The sequence below is a fragment of the Neisseria sp. genome (assembly GCF_030523955.1).
Classification (GTDB): Bacteria; Pseudomonadota; Gammaproteobacteria; order Burkholderiales; family Neisseriaceae; genus Neisseria.
In genome coordinates, this window is the sequence record NZ_JAUNHL010000065.1 from 1 (window position 1) to 15,363 (window position 15,363).

General features: G+C 52.3%; 17 protein-coding genes and 3 pseudogenes. 7 read left to right on the top strand and 13 right to left on the bottom strand.

Going from position 1 to position 15,363, the window contains the following annotated elements; translation table 11 throughout:
- Positions 1–946 (bottom strand): annotated as a pseudogene (locus tag Q4C79_RS11415) (hypothetical protein); the annotation flags it as partial.
- 119 nt (positions 947–1,065) lie between these two features.
- The gene (locus Q4C79_RS11420; RefSeq protein WP_303091145.1) at positions 1,066–2,019 is read right to left on the bottom strand and encodes a tRNA-dihydrouridine synthase; all 954 of its coding nucleotides are present in this window, start codon (positions 2,017–2,019) and stop codon (positions 1,066–1,068) included.
- 104 nt (positions 2,020–2,123) lie between these two features.
- On the opposite strand from Q4C79_RS11420, the gene Q4C79_RS11425 reads away from it, so the two are divergent.
- The gene (locus tag Q4C79_RS11425; protein WP_303091146.1) at positions 2,124–3,077 is read left to right on the top strand and encodes a nucleoside hydrolase; all 954 of its coding nucleotides are present in this window, start codon (positions 2,124–2,126) and stop codon (positions 3,075–3,077) included.
- Positions 3,078–3,089: 12 nt separating this feature from the next.
- Positions 3,090–3,875, top strand: coding sequence for a glycosyltransferase family 2 protein (locus tag Q4C79_RS11430; RefSeq protein ID WP_303091147.1), 786 nt, complete (start codon positions 3,090–3,092; stop codon positions 3,873–3,875).
- Between the two features lie 93 nt (positions 3,876–3,968).
- On the opposite strand, the gene Q4C79_RS11435 is transcribed toward Q4C79_RS11430, so the two are convergent.
- The 7 genes from Q4C79_RS11435 to Q4C79_RS11465 all read right to left on the bottom strand — a co-directional run bounded on the left by Q4C79_RS11435 (position 3,969) and on the right by Q4C79_RS11465 (position 8,084).
- The gene (locus Q4C79_RS11435; RefSeq protein ID WP_303091148.1) at positions 3,969–4,901 is read right to left on the bottom strand and encodes a glycosyltransferase; all 933 of its coding nucleotides are present in this window, start codon (positions 4,899–4,901) and stop codon (positions 3,969–3,971) included.
- Position 4,902: 1 nt separating this feature from the next.
- A complete protein-coding gene (locus Q4C79_RS11440) occupies positions 4,903–5,280 on the bottom strand; it encodes a SirB2 family protein (RefSeq protein ID WP_303091149.1) in 378 nt (125 codons plus the stop codon).
- Positions 5,277–5,876 carry a class I SAM-dependent methyltransferase gene (locus Q4C79_RS11445; protein ID WP_303091150.1) on the bottom strand — a complete coding sequence of 200 codons (600 nt, stop codon included), beginning with the start codon at positions 5,874–5,876 and terminating at the stop codon, positions 5,277–5,279. The genes Q4C79_RS11440 and Q4C79_RS11445 overlap by 4 nt, the downstream gene beginning before the upstream one ends.
- Positions 5,876–6,361, bottom strand: coding sequence for a 5-(carboxyamino)imidazole ribonucleotide mutase (purE, locus tag Q4C79_RS11450; protein WP_303091151.1), 486 nt, complete (start codon positions 6,359–6,361; stop codon positions 5,876–5,878). Before purE ends, Q4C79_RS11445 begins: the two co-directional genes overlap by 1 nt.
- Positions 6,362–6,445: 84 nt before the next feature.
- Entirely contained in the window at positions 6,446–7,189 is a 744-nt protein-coding gene (locus Q4C79_RS11455; protein WP_303091152.1) for a tol-pal system YbgF family protein, read from the bottom strand.
- A 31-nt stretch (positions 7,190–7,220) separates the two neighbouring features.
- Complete coding sequence (locus Q4C79_RS11460; protein WP_303091153.1) at positions 7,221–7,889, bottom strand: class I SAM-dependent methyltransferase; 669 nt, start codon at positions 7,887–7,889, stop codon at positions 7,221–7,223.
- A gap of 9 nt (positions 7,890–7,898) precedes the next feature.
- Positions 7,899–8,084 carry a DUF3460 family protein gene (locus tag Q4C79_RS11465; protein ID WP_303091154.1) on the bottom strand — a complete coding sequence of 62 codons (186 nt, stop codon included), beginning with the start codon at positions 8,082–8,084 and terminating at the stop codon, positions 7,899–7,901.
- A 275-nt stretch (positions 8,085–8,359) separates the two neighbouring features.
- Between Q4C79_RS11465 and Q4C79_RS11470 the strand changes: the two genes are divergently transcribed.
- The 5 genes and pseudogenes from Q4C79_RS11470 to Q4C79_RS13230 form a co-directional block, all read left to right on the top strand.
- Positions 8,360–9,727 carry a polynucleotide adenylyltransferase PcnB gene (locus Q4C79_RS11470; RefSeq protein WP_303091155.1) on the top strand — a complete coding sequence of 456 codons (1,368 nt, stop codon included), beginning with the start codon at positions 8,360–8,362 and terminating at the stop codon, positions 9,725–9,727.
- 78 nt (positions 9,728–9,805) lie between these two features.
- A complete protein-coding gene (gene folK, locus Q4C79_RS11475) occupies positions 9,806–10,288 on the top strand; it encodes a 2-amino-4-hydroxy-6-hydroxymethyldihydropteridine diphosphokinase (RefSeq protein WP_303091156.1) in 483 nt (160 codons plus the stop codon).
- 47 nt (positions 10,289–10,335) lie between these two features.
- Complete coding sequence (locus Q4C79_RS11480) at positions 10,336–10,983, top strand: deoxynucleoside kinase (protein WP_303091157.1); 648 nt, start codon at positions 10,336–10,338, stop codon at positions 10,981–10,983.
- A gap of 174 nt (positions 10,984–11,157) precedes the next feature.
- Positions 11,158–11,349 (top strand): annotated as a pseudogene (locus tag Q4C79_RS11485) (integrase core domain-containing protein); the annotation flags it as partial.
- Positions 11,350–11,460: 111 nt separating this feature from the next.
- Positions 11,461–11,571 (top strand): annotated as a pseudogene (locus Q4C79_RS13230) (IS481 family transposase); the annotation flags it as partial.
- A 74-nt stretch (positions 11,572–11,645) separates the two neighbouring features.
- On the opposite strand, the gene Q4C79_RS11490 reads toward Q4C79_RS13230, so the two are convergent.
- The 4 genes from Q4C79_RS11490 to Q4C79_RS11505 form a co-directional block, all read right to left on the bottom strand.
- Positions 11,646–11,975 (bottom strand): hypothetical protein, encoded by a 330-nt coding sequence (locus Q4C79_RS11490; protein ID WP_303091158.1) that lies wholly within the window; start codon positions 11,973–11,975, stop codon positions 11,646–11,648.
- 379 nt (positions 11,976–12,354) lie between these two features.
- Positions 12,355–12,963, bottom strand: a complete 609-nt coding sequence (locus Q4C79_RS11495; protein ID WP_303091159.1) for a helix-turn-helix domain-containing protein — start codon at positions 12,961–12,963, stop codon at positions 12,355–12,357.
- A 109-nt stretch (positions 12,964–13,072) separates the two neighbouring features.
- Entirely contained in the window at positions 13,073–14,422 is a 1,350-nt protein-coding gene (gene brnQ / locus Q4C79_RS11500; RefSeq protein ID WP_303091160.1) for a branched-chain amino acid transport system II carrier protein, read from the bottom strand.
- A gap of 63 nt (positions 14,423–14,485) precedes the next feature.
- Positions 14,486–15,310 carry an FAD-binding oxidoreductase gene (locus Q4C79_RS11505; protein ID WP_303091161.1) on the bottom strand — a complete coding sequence of 275 codons (825 nt, stop codon included), beginning with the start codon at positions 15,308–15,310 and terminating at the stop codon, positions 14,486–14,488.
- Between the last annotated feature and the right edge of the window lie 53 nt (positions 15,311–15,363).

Below are 15,363 nucleotides of genomic sequence, written 5' to 3' on the forward strand. Positions count from 1 at the left end.
TGTTTTCCGTTGCGGTAGCAGCGGTGGTACTGGATGTGTTGCTGCTATCGTTGTTTACGGCTGCTTCTGTAGCCGCAGTGTTGGTATTGCTGGCAGGTGGATTGGCGCTGCTGCTTGTGCTTGAAGAAGTAGTGTTGTTTGCTGTAGCTGTATTAGTGGTTTTGTTTTCTTCCGTATCGGTAACGGCAGAAGTACTATTGTCGGTGGTGGGCGCAGTATTGCTACCGGTAGAGGAGCTTGTTGTGTTGCCGGTATCTGCCGCGGTTTCGGTATTTTGATTGTTAACAGAGCTATTTGTATTTGAGCTACTGCTGTTGTCGGCAGTGTTGGCAACGGGTTGGCTGTTATCATTCGAGCTGTTTGCCGTGTTGTCGGTACGATCCGTCGTGCTGCCGGTGGCAATGTCTTGAGCCGTGGTTGTAGCGGTATTACTGGCTGGTGTGTTACTGGTGTTGGCGGAAGTATTTGAGGAGGCGGTATCGGTTGATGTGTCGACAGCAGTGGCATTGTTATCGGTAAGGGCTTTTACGGCGCTATCGATTGAATCTGAAGCATCGGATGAAGCATCGGAACCGCCGCCGCCCGCTGCTGCTGCGGCTGCTAATACTGCCAAACCGATACCGGCGGCGCTGATGAGGCCGACATTGCTTTTACTGCTCCCATCACCGATACCGACTTCGCTTGCTTCGGGCAAATCGTTGGCGGGAACATCGGTGGCAGTGCTGCCTTCTGTGGCGGCGTAAATCCAGTTGCCTTCGGTAGGGAAGGTTTGCTCGTGCCAGCTCAGTTGGTTTTCATCGAAAACGCGAAGAAAGTCGGTTTCCGACCAGTTATCCGAAAAAGAGAAGGATTCCGCGTTCTCAAATAATAAGAATTCTGCCTGTTGCAGTTGTTCGGTAAGTGCCGAGTCTGCGGCAGTTTGAATTTCCACAATGTTGCGAGTCATTTTTTTGCTTTCTAATGGTTTAAACAATCAAAAATAGATCTTCTGATTATTATCAGATGTGTGTGCCTTATCCGAGGGAGCGGTACTTTGACTCTTAGTTCCCGCAAGATTTTCATGCTTCAGGCTTTAAAGGCATGTAAAGCGGCTCGGATGTCGTGTGTATCTTTTATGGGCCGTACGCAGGCAAATAATGCTTCGGCCTGCGGATAGGCTTTTTTCATCATTCCCAACCACTGCTTGAGGCGGGCGGCGGGATATTTGTTGTGGCCTTCTTTGCTTAGGCATAAGTCGTAAAACAAACGTATCCATTCGAGGATTTCGTTAAACGGCATCGCTTCGGCGTAGCCTTCTTGTTCGTATTGTTTGATCTGTCGCGCCAGATCGGGCCGGATGACGGCGCCCCGGCCGATCATGATGCTGTCGCATCCGCTTTCCTGTTTGATGCCGAGGTAGTCTTCCAGCGTAAATACGTCGCCGTTGGCGGTAACCGGAATATTGACCGCTTCGGCGATTTTGCGTACCCAAATCCAATGGGCGGGTGGCTCGTAGCCTTCTACTTTGGTGCGGGCATGTACCGTTAAGGCGCAGGCACCGCCTTCTGCAATGGCTTGCGCGTTTTCCAGTGCGAGGCTTTTGTCTTCGAATCCCAGCCGCATCTTGCCGGTAAGCGGTATATGGTCGGGCAGTGCGCGGCGCAGGGTCCGTACAATTTGAAACACTCTCTCCGGCTCCCTCAGCAATATCGCGCCGCCTTGGTGTTTGTTGACGGTGGGCGCGGGGCAGCCGAAGTTCAAATCGATTTTATCCACGCCGAATTTAATGGCCTCAAGTGCATTTACCGCCATATTATCGGCATCGCTGCCCAGCAGCTGTACGGTACAAGGTACGCCGGCGCTGGTGCGGCAACCGTTGGCGATTTCGGGCGCATAACGCAGCCAAGTCGGGCGCGAATGTACGGTATGGGTAATGCGTACGAATTCGCTGACGCATTCGTCGAACCCGCCGATACGGGTAAGCAAATCGCGCATCACGTCATCGGTTAAACCTTGCATCGGAGCCAATACCAGCCGCATGTTCTGTATGCCTGTCTGAAAAAAGGGCGTATTGTATCGTTATCCCGTGTGGGTTACACTCGCGTTAATCCAACTTTGCACACATTGAAATTAAGGAGTAACAGATGTCCGACACTATCCGTCTGATTATTGATACTGATCCGGGCCAAGACGATGCGGCTGCCATCCTTATGGCACACGGCTTGGCAAAGCGGGAGTTGATCGATTTTATGGCGCTCACCGCTGTGGCCGGTAATGTAGGCATCAATCTGACCGCTCGTAATGCACGCATCATTTGCGACTGGGCAAATGAAAAAGAGTTCCCGGTTTATGCAGGAGCGGATAAGCCTTTACTGCGCGGATTGGTTACTGCTGAAGAAGTGCACGGCAGCAGCGGCCTAGACGGCGTAGAGCTGCATGACCCGCAGTGCCCGTTAAAATCCGGGCATGCGGTGACTTATCTGATTGATACTTTGCGTGCTGCGGAGGATAACAGCATTGTGCTGTGCCCCATCGGCCCGCTCACCAATATTGCACAGGTTTTGAGCCTGGCTCCCGATTGCGTACGCGCCATCAAACGCATTGTATTGATGGGCGGCAATTATTTCGAAGCCGGCAACATCACGCCGGCGGCCGAATTCAATTTCTACTGCGACCCGCATGCCGCGCAAATCGTGTTGCAAAGCGGCGCGCCGATTACCATCTTGCCGCTGGACGTTACCCACAAAGCCACTATAACCACGCCGCGTATGGACGTTTTGCGCCGCTTGGATAATGCAAACGGCCCGCGTTTGGCCGGCATTCTGCAAAGCTATGAGCGCTACGACATCCAAAAGTTCGGCACCGAAGGCGGCCCTTTGCATGATCCGTGCGCAGTGGCTTACGCAGTGTTTCCCGAACTGTTCAAAGGCCGAGAATGCCATGTGGCGGTGGAAACGCAGGGCGAACTGACCATGGGTGCTTGTGTGGTCGATTGGTGGGGCACCACCGGTAAAACGCCTAATGCTTTGTGGATTACCGAAGTCGATGCCGACAAACTGTTCGAGCAGATCGCCGAATCCATCGCGGTTTTACCTTGATGCGGAGTATTCATGCAGAATAATTTAACCCCGGGTTTGACGGTGGCGGTGATTACCAAAAACGAAGCGGCCAATTTAGAGGCCTGTCTGAAAAGCATAGCGGACTTGGATGCACACATTTTGATTATCGATTCGGGCAGCACCGACGATACACAGGCGATAGCCGAACGTTTCGGCGCCGAATTTCAGGTTTATCCCGATTGGCCCGGCTTCGGCCCGCAGCGAAATCGTGCGCACAACCATTTGGCCACCGAATGGGTGTTGTGGCTGGATGCCGACGAGCGGCTAACCTCCGAATTGAGCCGCAGTATCCGCAGCGCGGTAAGCGATGTACCGGCCGATGGGAAAACCGTTTTCGAATTCAACCGCTTAAGCAATACTTTCGGCGCGTTTATCCGCCATTGCGGCTGGTATCCCGATTGGGTGGTTCGTCTTTATCCGGTGGCGTACGCCCGTTACAGCGATGATTTGCTGCATGAAAAAGTAGCGGTGCCATCAGGGGCTGCGGTGCGCAAATTAGACGGCGATTGCCTGCACTATACCTATGCCACGCTCGAGCAGTTTTTAAACAAGCAGAATCTATACAGCAAAATCTGGGCCGAACAGCGCGCGGCACAAGGCAAAACCGCCGGTTTAGGCAGCGCACTGGTGCACGGCCTGGGCAGTTTTCTTAAAATGTATGTGGTTAAAGCCGGCTTTCTCGACGGTAAACACGGTTTGCTGCTGTCGGTTTTATCGGCGCAATCGGCGTTTAACAAATATGCCGCTTTGTGGTTGGCGGGCAAGAAAAAAGAATGAGGATGTAAAAAACTTCGAACCGGCAAAATGCCTGTCTGAAAACTTTTTTCCGTTTTCAGACAGGCATTTTTTCAGACAGGCACAGTGGAAAAATCAACGTTTGTCGAAACTCCAGCGCGGGCGGCACAACAATAGATGCCACAGCACCAAAGCCCAGTAAACATAAGCCTTGTCCCAATATTTGCGCGATTTCCAAAAAAACAAAGCAGCGCTGAGGGTTTGCGCCAGTGCGTTAAACAAAGTGCGCAGCAGGGTACCGGCAAACAAAACCGCCACTTGAACAGCACCGCCGTGTTTATAGAAATATTTGTAACGCGATTCCTGAAATTGCACCCGTGCGCCGACCGGCCGGCGGTTGGCGCTTTCGCCTTGCAGATGCATCAGATGCGCTTGCGGCTGGTACACGATGCGGCCGCCGGCCTCAATGATACGGCGGCAGAAATCGGTTTCTTCGAAAAAGAAGAAAAAACGTTGGTCGAAATATTGGCCGCCGCCGCCCAAACCCAATGATTGAAGTTCTTCGATATCGACCGCCATACAAGGGCCGACGATGCTGTTAACCGAAGAAGGCTCGCTTTCGGAATAGTCCAGCAAACGGCGGGCGACGCTGCGGTTGGTCAGCTCGGTGAGCAGGGTAGGCTCGGGCACCACCGCCGCTTGCAAAGAACCGTCGGGACGGCGCAATTGCGGGCAAGCCAGGGCGGCATCGAAATCGTTTAGCGCGCGCAGCAAGAGGGCGGGTACGTCGTTTTGAAATTCGATATCGGTGTTTAGAATCAGCGCATAACGGGTATCGGCGGCTTGCAAACCGGCATTCACCGCGGTGGCGAAACCCGAGTTGTAGCCCATTTCAATCAGGCGGGCATCGGGCAGGCGCTCTCGGATGCGTGCGCAGGAATCATCGGCCGAACCGTTGTCGACCACAATCACACGATAGGGATGTCGGGTCAGGCGAAAGGTATCGGCCGCGGCGAACAGCAGATCGGCGGAATTCCAATTGATAAAAATCAGCGAAACGGTTTCCATATCACCACAATACCGGTTTGAAATAAGCGAGGGCGACGATGGCGGCGAAGCAGGCCATCGACAAGATATAAGCGGCTGTAGCCTGTTTGCTGCGCGCAGCGGCACGCAAAGCTTTTGCGCCTGCGAAAATATAGCACAGCAGCAACACCAGTTTTACGCCCAGCCAGGGCGCGTTGCCAAACGGTATCCAGCCGGTTAAATGAATCAGCCACAGGCCGGTAAACAACAGCACGGTGTCGTTAAGATGGGGAAAAACTTTCAATACTTTAGGCAAAGCACCGTCGGGGCGGGCAAAACGCAGCCAGAAGCGGATATTGAACAGCAAAAAGGTGAGGACGACCAATAAAATATGGCAATGCTTGACAATCAAATACATCATAACGGATTTCCTGTTGCCGGCGCGGAGCGGCATTTTTCGAATACCAGTAAATAGGGCGGCCGGTTGCGCTGGTTGATGAACTGGTAACGCAATACCTGAACATCTTGTTGAGACAAGGTTGATGCCCATGTTTCCACGGCATTTGCTTCTCTTTCGCCTGCTTCATGGCCGGGGTAGAGAGTGGCTGTCAATAAACCGCCCGGCCGTAACAGTTTGCAGGCAGCCGCCAGCGCGGCAACGCTGGTATCGGCTTGGGTGGTCACTTGTTTGTCGCCGCCGGGAAGATAGCCGAAATTGAACACTGCTGCGGCCAAGGAGGTGTCCACATAATCAGCCAGCCTCTCGTGGCCGGCGCGAATCAGCGAAACCTGCCCGGCACAACCGGCTGATTTCAGGCGGGCGGCGGTATTGTCCAGCGCGCTTTGCTGGATATCGAAGGCGAACACCCGGCCGCCAGCCCCCACGCATTGGGCGAGAAACAGCGTATCGTGGCCGTTGCCGGCGGTACCGTCGAGCACGCTGTCGCCTGTTTTCAGACAGGCATTCAACAATTTGCGAATAAAAACCGCAGGCGGCGCCAGAAACGGGGTATCCATTATTCTGCGGGCAACTCCATCGCCAATACGGTTTGTTGCTGGCGATCGCGGAAGTCGGCCAGTTTCTGTGCCAATCCGGCATCTTCATTGGCCAGCAGGGAAACGGCAAACAGTGCGGCGTTGGCAGCACCGGCTTCGCCGATGGCAAAAGTGGCGACCGGAATGCCTTTGGGCATTTGTACGATGGATAACAAGGAATCCTCGCCGCGCAGGTATTTGCTCGGTACCGGCACGCCCAACACCGGTAATGTGGTTTTGGCGGCAACCATACCCGGCAGATGGGCGGCGCCGCCGGCACCGGCAATGATGGCTTTCAAGCCGCGTTCGCGTGCGGTTTCGGCGTATTCAAACATCAAATCAGGCGTACGGTGTGCGGAAACGACACGTGCTTCGTATTCAACGCCGAATTCTTGCAGAAATTGGGCTGCATGTTGCATAACGGGCCAGTCGCTGTTGCTGCCCATGATGATGCCGATTTTAGCCATGTGAATAATCCTTTGTAGAATGAAGGTGATAAAGTTTTCAGACAGGCATTACGGTGAATGAATGCCTGTCTGAAACCGATATTGCTATTTTTTCAATTGTGCAACCGCCCTTTTGGCGGCACTGCTTTCCGGATAAGTTTGAATCAGTTTGCGCCAAGTATCGCGGGCAATATCTTTCTGCTGCATCCGGTATTGGCACTGCGCCACGCCGAACATGGCTTCGGGTGCTTCGCTGCTGCCGCGGAAGCGGGAAACCAAACGGTTGCCTATATTGATGGCCGATTCGCAGTTACCCAGCCGCATATGGCTCTGCATGAGCAAATACATACTCTGGCGGTCGGTATCGCTGCCTTCGACGCTGCCTTCGCCGCCGCATTCGGCGCCGCGTAAGGTGTTCAATACGGCTTTGTAATTACCGTTACGAAACTGGGTTTTGGCTTGATCAAGTGCAGAGAATGCTGCGGGAGCGGGTATCCGGTTGGGAATAAACTGGCTGGCGGCCGCCGGCGGTTGTGCTTGAGGCAGATTGCGCGGCGGTACGGAACGTACGGGTGCCGCGCGGTGCGGTGGTTGCTGGCGTTCCAACTGTTGGATGCGGGTATTCAATACTTCGATATGTTGTTCCAACCGGCTGATTTGAATACCGAGGCGGTCAATTTGCTCCTGTGTATCGAGCTTCGGGTAGGGAATGGCGGAATATGCAGCTGCCGTTTTTTCCTGTTCGGTTTCAGTAGCAGGAGCAGTATGCGTTTGTGGTGGCGCATTGCTGGCACAAGCGGCCAGCAGCAGCGGTAACAGAAAAAAAGCGGGGCGGAAGAGTGTGTTCATGGGAAGCATTGGGTGGTGAAATCCGCGGGTGTTATTTTTTTAACAACAAAGTCAAGCCGTCGCCTATCGGTAGGGTGAGCGGGATGATGCGGGGATCGGTAGGCAGGCTGTCATTGAAAGCTTGCAAAATGGCAACGGCGGGCGGCGAGTTTTCCTCTGCTGCCGCCATAACGCGGCCGCCGAGCAGTATATTGTCAATCGCGATAATGCCGCCGCTGCGTACCAGTTGCAGGCAACGTTCGTAATATTGCGGGGTGGGCGGTTTATCGGCATCAATCAGCGCAATGTCGTAACAGCCGCTTTTCCCTTCGGCGATTAATTCGTCCAGCGTGAACAAGGCGGGTTGCAGATGCAGGCTGATTTTGTGTTCGACGCCTGCCGTTTGCCAATGTTCGCGGGCCAGTTCGGTAAAACTGGCGTTGATGTCGCAAGCGGTGATGCGCCCGTGTTCCGGCAGCGCCAATGCCATGGCGGTGCTGCTGTAACCGGTGAATACGCCGATTTCGAGATAATGCTGCGCCCCAATCAGCCGCGCAAGCCAAGTCAGCGTGGCGGCCTGCTCGGGAGCAATCGCCATTTTGCCCAAACGGTGGCCGGCGGTTTCTGCACGCAAACGGGCAAGAGCAGGGTGCTCCGGTTCGTTGATGCGTTGCAAATAAGCGGCCAGCTCAGGCGTAAAAGCGGTGGCGGCGGTACTCATTACAAGGGTTTAATCAGGCTGGTAGGCGTAGGGCTTTTTCGGCAGCTTGGCAGCGGCGAAGTTGGCTTCGTCCTCGGGATTGAGTTCGACATCCCACAGCAAGCCGCGGTTTTTCAGGCGGCGTTCGGCTTCTTCGGGATGTTTCTCCAGATAATCGTTGATGAACTGGGTGGCTTCGGATTGGTAGTGGTACATAGTAATATCCTTGTAAGATGGAATATCTTCCTTCTATTTTTCGCGCGTGTATTATAACGGATAAATTTTGTTTGGACAGCACGATAAGGCTATAATGCTGCACTTTCATGTGATGGCCGCTACGGAACCTTTGGCGTTTTTCCGTCTCTTTAAGCGGCGGTGAGGCGATGGCTGTATCCTTTACACATCTACGATATAAATTCATAAAACGGCGGCAGGTGTTTTTTTCAGACAGGCATCTGCCGAAGTAATAGCAATACAACAGATAAAATAATATGTTAAAAAAACTGTGGCACAAAATGGTGCCTCAAAAGCGAAAACTGCAAAAAAAGGTGCTGCATTTTAGCGATCACCACATCGATGCGGGCATGCTGAGTTTTGCCGCTGAAAAAGTGGTTACCCGTTTGCAACAGGCCGGTTACGAGGCTTATGTTGTCGGCGGTGCGGTGCGCGACTTATTGCTCGGTATCGAGCCGAAGGATTTTGATGTCGCCACCAATGCCACGCCCGAGGAAGTGCGCAAAGTGTTCCGCCGCAGCCGCATTATCGGCCGCCGTTTCCAGATTGTGCATGTGATGGTGGGGCCGGAAACGATAGAAGTTACTACTTTTCGCGGTGCCGGCAAGGTGCAGCAAAACGAACACGGCCGCATCATGAAAGACAATACGTACGGAAGCATGGAGGAGGACGCATTGCGCCGCGATTTTACCTGCAATGCGCTGTATTATGATCCAGTACACCGTCAGGTGGTTGATTTTCATAACGGTTTTGAAGATATTCGTGCGAAGAGGCTGGTGATGATCGGTGATGCCGCCGGGCGCTACCAAGAAGATCCGGTACGGATTTTGCGCGCGGTACGTTTGTCGGGCAAGCTGGGCTTTGAGGTATCCGAGGAAACATTGGCACCGATTGCGGAATGTGCTCAACGCCTGCGCCATGAGCCGGTGGCGCGTTTGTTTGACGAAATCATGAAGCTGCTGTTTTCCGGCCATGCCCGCAGCTGTTTGCAGCAGTTTGAAAAATTGGGTGTCGCCGCCGAAATCCATCCTTTGCTCGATGCCTTGCAGCGCGCCGCCAAAGGAAAGCAGCCCAATATCGTTACCCTGTCGCTGAAAAATACCGACGAGCGTTTGCGGGCCGATAAATCGGTTTCGGTAGGCTTTGTATTGGCCGCGGTGTTGTGGCCGGATGTTAACCTCCGCTGGCAGCAACGCCAGAAAAGCGGCGAACGCAGCGTGGCGGCGCTTAACGGCGCCATCAGCGATTTGCGCGAAGACATGGAAAAAGGCTGGGGTGTGCCGCAGCGTTTTGCGGCTACGATGCGGGAAATCTGGGTGTTGCAGCCGCAGTTCGACAACCGGCGCGGCGCCCGCCCGTTTCGTTTGCTTTCGCAAGAGCGCTTTCGCGCCGCTTATGATTTTCTGGTACTGCGCGCCCAGCTGGGCGAAGTTGATCAGGAATTGGCGGATTGGTGGACGGTTTTCCAACATGCCGACGAAGTAACTCGGCAGGAGATGGCCTCCGCCGCCGGTCAACCGGTACAACAGCGTGCCGATCAATCATCTGACGCCGTCGGAGCGGCCAAGAAAAAACGCCGCCGCAAACCTAGGCGTAAAAAACCGGTCACTCCGACAGCGGAATAATTCTTTCAGACAGGCATGGATTCATCGGATAAATGCCTGTCTGAAAATATTTTTTTAAGTTTATTAAGTGGTTGGAATATGCAACATACCGCAGTTATCGCACTGGGCAGTAATCTTAGCCAGCCTGCGCAACAGATACAGGCTGCTTTGGATGAGCTGGCGGCCCTGCCTGCCTGCCGTCTGCTTCAAGCTTCTTCCCTGTATTTAAGCGCACCGGTGGGCTATACCGATCAGCCTGATTTTATTAACGCCGTCTGCCTGCTGGCCACCGATTTGTCGCCGCACGATTTATTGGCCGCTTTACACGGCATAGAATCCCGTTTCGGCCGCGAACGCAGTTTCCGTAATGCTCCGCGTACGCTGGATTTGGATATCATCGATTTTGACGGCAGGATTTTATCTGAAGAACACTTAACGCTGCCGCATCCGCGTGCGCACGAACGCAGTTTTGTGATGCTGCCGCTGGCCGAAGTGGCTCCCGATTATCATCTGCCCGGCTACGGCCGTGCTGCGGAACTGGCGGCTGCTTTGGGGAACGATGGCATCCGCAAACTTTCATAATAAACCGCAAATCGGTTTTGACGATTTCAATTCAATAGGAAAACAGCATGGATTATCGCTATATCGTGGTGGAAGGCTCTATCGGTTGCGGCAAATCCGCCGTCAGCCGCCGCTTGGCCGAGTATTTTGATGCGCTTTACCTGACCGAAAGCCCGGAGCGCAATCCTTTTCTCGAACAGTTTTACCTGAACGTTACCAAACACGGGCTGGCTTCCGAGCTGTATTTTCTGATGCGCCGCGCCGAAGCTGTGGAGATTATACATGCCGAAGAAGCAGCCAATAACCGCATCGTTGCCGATTTTTTGCTGGAAAAAGATCAGATCTTCGCGCCGGTGGTGCTCAAAGGCAGCGAGCCGGGCAACGAGCAAAATCTGTTTTGGCAAATCAAGCATAAAGTAATGCCTGAGTTTCCGGTGCCGGATGTGGTGATTTATCTGGAAACCAGCGACGAAACCGCCAAAAAACGCCTGCAACAGCGCGGCGACAACATAATCAATCTGTTTCCGGCCGGTTACCTGAAATCCATCAATCAGGAATACCGCAATTTTTTCCATCATTACGAGAACGCCCCGGTTTTGATTGCCAATGCCGATGAAATGGATTTTGCCGGTAACGACGACCATTTCGAGATGCTGATTCGGGCGTTGGCCGGTATGACCGGTAACCGTTATTATTTGAATTTGCGGGATAAATAATAGTTTTGATTATTTCAATGCCTGAGATGTAGGAATTGATCGCGTTGTTTACAGTGTTGAAAGGCAATACTGATATGAACATGCATAAAAATACCCGGCTCACCCCGCATCACCGGCAAGCCATTTGGCCGCAGCCAGTGCGGCCAAATTTCTGTTGCACGACGTGATCGACTCGGCGTTGCCTGCGCACAAAACAATATCGAACAAAAATTCACCCGCATCGCCTGACCGCAGACCAACGGTAAAGCCGAACGGGAGATCCGCATCCTGATGGAGATGTGGCACGATAAAATACCATTTCAAGGCACGAAACACCGGCGAAAAGAATTAAGCCGCTTTGTGAATTTTTATAGTCGATTCAAATAAAATGTCCGGTAGAGCGCGGACGTTTTCGTCCGCTTTTTATGTATGATTCTGGATATTTTGCGGACAAGGACGTCCGCGCTCCAATCTCGGAGTTTTATTTTAAATCCACTATATAACACGGTTAAGCCACACAAAAGGCTGAAGGGCGATAAGCCTTTTGAGGTTTTGCAGGCTTCATTCTCAATCTGTGGTGTAAACAACCCGGTGAATTCCTACAGGTAAGACCTTTGTAAAAAGACGTGATCATCCTGAATGGCAAAGATAAGTTTTCAGCCATCATTTGGCGGCGGTAAGATTTAATAACACCGGCTGGGAAAGCCTTTTTCATCATGTTGGCAATAACGGCCTTCATTCGGGTTCCAGCGATAACCTGCGCCCGCACCATTGGCTGTTTTCTTGGTTTTAGAGGCTTTTATCGATTTCTCCGCGCGGGCGCTTTGGGCGTTACGTTTCGCGGATTTCTGTTTATTCAGACGGTTGAGTTGTTCGCAAGAAGGCGTGCCGTTGCGCTCTTTCAGTAAAGAGCTTTGTTCGATTACGCAGGCGCGCTCCAAACGGTCGCGCTCGAAAGCGTAAGTATTGAGAGATGCGAACAGCAAAACAGCGGGGAATAATAAGTTTCTCATTACGTTTTCCTTGTATCGTTATGTGAATAGCCTACCTGAATATTTCAGACAGGCATTGTCGTCATTGTTATTATTTCATAAATAACTTAAATGTGCTCAAGTATTGACGTGCGAATGCATGAGCTTTTGCAAAATATCCGCCTACGGCATACTCGAGCAATATTTGGGCGCTGATTTTGCGGTTTTTCCGTTGTTTCGAAGGGGCTGTTTGGGACGTATCCAAAGCATGATGGTAAAGGTGGCGATACCGAATTCTTTTGCCGTTCTGCGAATCGTCCACCCTTGACGGAGTTTTTGAGTACGGGTTGTTTGAAGTCTTCTGAATAGGCCATGGCGGGATTGTATTGAATAATTTGTTTATTTGTTATATTCCGTGTTTTCAGCCGATATCAGTGTGATCTGTGGCAAACGAAACGGTGTAAGAGATCCATAAGATGTGAGCATCTTGCTCGGAAGCGGAGATACACGCATGCCCCATACTGCTGTCCAAATAACAGGAATCGCCGGGATCAAGCGTAACCGGGGTATAGTATTCGGTATAGAGCGTTACTCTGCCGGAGAGTACGTAGAAAAACTCTTCGCCTTCATGATGGTGCAGGCGGGGAAATTCGCTTCGTTCATGTGCTTTTAAGACTGCCAACATGGGCGTGAAGCGTTTGTGGTTCAAATCGGTGTGCAGCAATTCGTAAGCATATTGAGCAGAATGGTAGGGAACACCGCCGCCACTGCGCACCACGCTACGGCGGCCACCTGAGGGCTGCTGGACTTCATCACCGAACAGTGCCGATATTTCCACTTCCAAGCCTTTTGCCAGAGCAATGATTTTTTCATAAGTAGGCGAGAGGCGGCCGTTTTCGATTTTGGAAAGGGTAGCAGTGGAAATGCCGCTGCGCTCGCTCAGCGCCTGCAAGGTCAATTGCCTTTGTCTGCGTAAGGTTTTGAGTTTGTTTGCCAATATGCCGCAAGAAGTTTCAGTGGTGTTGTCCATAATCAATAATCGGGAAATCGTAAAATAAAGTATTGTAAAGCCGCCCTTTTACGGTGACAAATCGGTTGTCGGGGCGGCTTTGATATAAGCGGTTTCGGGCGTTGGAAAATCAACTGACAGGGCTGTTTTCAAACCTGCGGCTGCCTTGCCCCGTCAATTTGAAATAACACCAGCCAATGATGCCGCCGCTGACGGCCAGCATAATCCATCCCATGCCGCTGCTGTAGAACGGAATATAGGCGCTTAAAAAAGCATCTGCTGCGGCAGGCAGTAAATTCACCGACTTCAGTCCGTCCAAAACTCTCATCAATCCGGCAGCCGCTACCGCTCCTACGTAAACCGCCTGGCGGCCATCAAAAAAACGGTTTAAAAAGATCAAAATCATCAAGGTAATGGAAACCGGATAGAGAAAATACAAGCCCGGCAGCGCCATGGTTAAAATGGTATTCAAACCGAAATTGGTAATCAAAAGGCTGATGAGGCCGAAAATAATCACCCATCCTCGATAGTTGAATTGAGGAAACTGGCGTGAAAAATATTCCGCTACCGAGGCCAGACAGGCGATTGCAGTCGTCCAACCGGTCAGAAACACCACGCAGGCCAGCATGATAACACCAGTCTGCCCCAATAACAGATATACGATTTGGGGCAAAGCTTCCCCGCCGTTTTTGGAGATGCCGATGGCGCTAACGCTGGATGCACCCATAGCGGCCAAGCTGATCTGTACCAATGCCAATGCGATCATGGTAAACAGCCCAGCTTTGATAAAGAACGAAGGCATTTTTTCCGATTGTACGCCGGCCAGACGGGCGGCATCCAGAAAGATTTTACCGAATACGAAGGCCGCCAGTACATCCATGGTATTGTAACCTTGGGTGAACCCTCTGCCGAAAGCGTGCTCGACGTAATCGCCGGTGGGTTCGCCGAATGCGCCAATGGGAGTAGCCAGCGATTTGATAACGATAATGCCGAGCAAAATAATGAACGTCGGTGTGATGATGCGGCCGATGCGTGCTACGAATTTGCTGGGTTCAAGGGATAGATATATCGTGCTGCCGATGAAAAACAGGGAAAACAACAATAGAGACCAGAAGGACTGTTTCAGGCTGTCGGGCAGCAGGGGATTAACAGAAACTTCGAATACAACCGCGGCGGTACGCGGAATCACGAATAAGGGCCCCAAACACAGAAACAATAAAACGGAATAAAAAACGGCGAAACGTTTGTCTACCCGCCCTGCCAGAAGATCGATTTTTTCGCCTGCTATCGACAAAGCGTATATGGCTGCCAGTACCAGACCGACACCGGTGATCAAAAAGCCCGACATCGCAATCCAGGTATGTGTGCCCGCAGCCTGTCCGAGTGGCGGTGCGAAAATAATATTGCCTGCCCCCAAAAACATGGAGAATAGAAAGAACGACAGCATAAAGAACTGTACTCGGGTGATGCCTTTCCTCATGGCGATACTCCTTGTAGCGGTTAAATTGTTAGATTTTCAGCCGGATGGTTGTTTTGCTGCGGATTAATTGAAACGTGAAAGCCGGCAGGCTGCAGTTTCAGGAGTCGGCTCCGCTCCCGATAATTTGTCGGCCATTAGTTCCGCCGTTCTGGCGGCTAAAGTCAGGCCCAGATGCTGGTGTCCGAATGCCAACCCCAGAGCGGGAATGCCTGGGTAGAGGTCGATAACGGGCAACGAATCCGGCAAAGTAGGGCGCATCCCCATCCATTCTGATGCATGGCTGCTGTCGCTTTGCGGTAGTAAAGCATGCAGATGATGGCGTAGCACCGTATAACGTTGCGGATAGGCCGGTAAACGGTGGCCGCCCAGTTCGCTGAACCCGGAAATCCGTAAACCACAATCCAACGGATTGAGAAACACATTACGCTCTGCAGAGCAGACCGGTCCGTTCAACAGAAATTGTTGCCGGGGCAAGGTCAGGTGGTAACCACGTTCGGCCATTAAAGGAATGTTGGCACCCAGCGGTTTGAGTAAATCCGCACTGTGCGCGCCGCCGCACAATACCGCTTTATCGGAATGATGAACCGTGGTCGAAGTTGTGACCAGCAGGCCGCTACCGCTGCTTTCCAGTGCCAACACTTCTTCACATAAAATTTCCGCACCGCGCCCAACCAGGATATCGGCCAGTGAACGGGATAAAGCATAAGGATCACTTACCCGGTAAGCATCGGGTAGTAAAACCGCATGGTGCACGGTTTCTGCCAAATAGGGTTGCAGGCGCGCAACTTCGTTTTTATCCGCAAACTCCGCTTCAATCCGCCATTGTTGGTAAAATGCCTGTTCCGCGCGTGCGGCGGCTTCGCCCGCCGCACTTTCCCATGTGCGCATATATAGTCAATTAAAATAAGAACTCCGTAGCAATGCAGTCATAAAATCTCCCA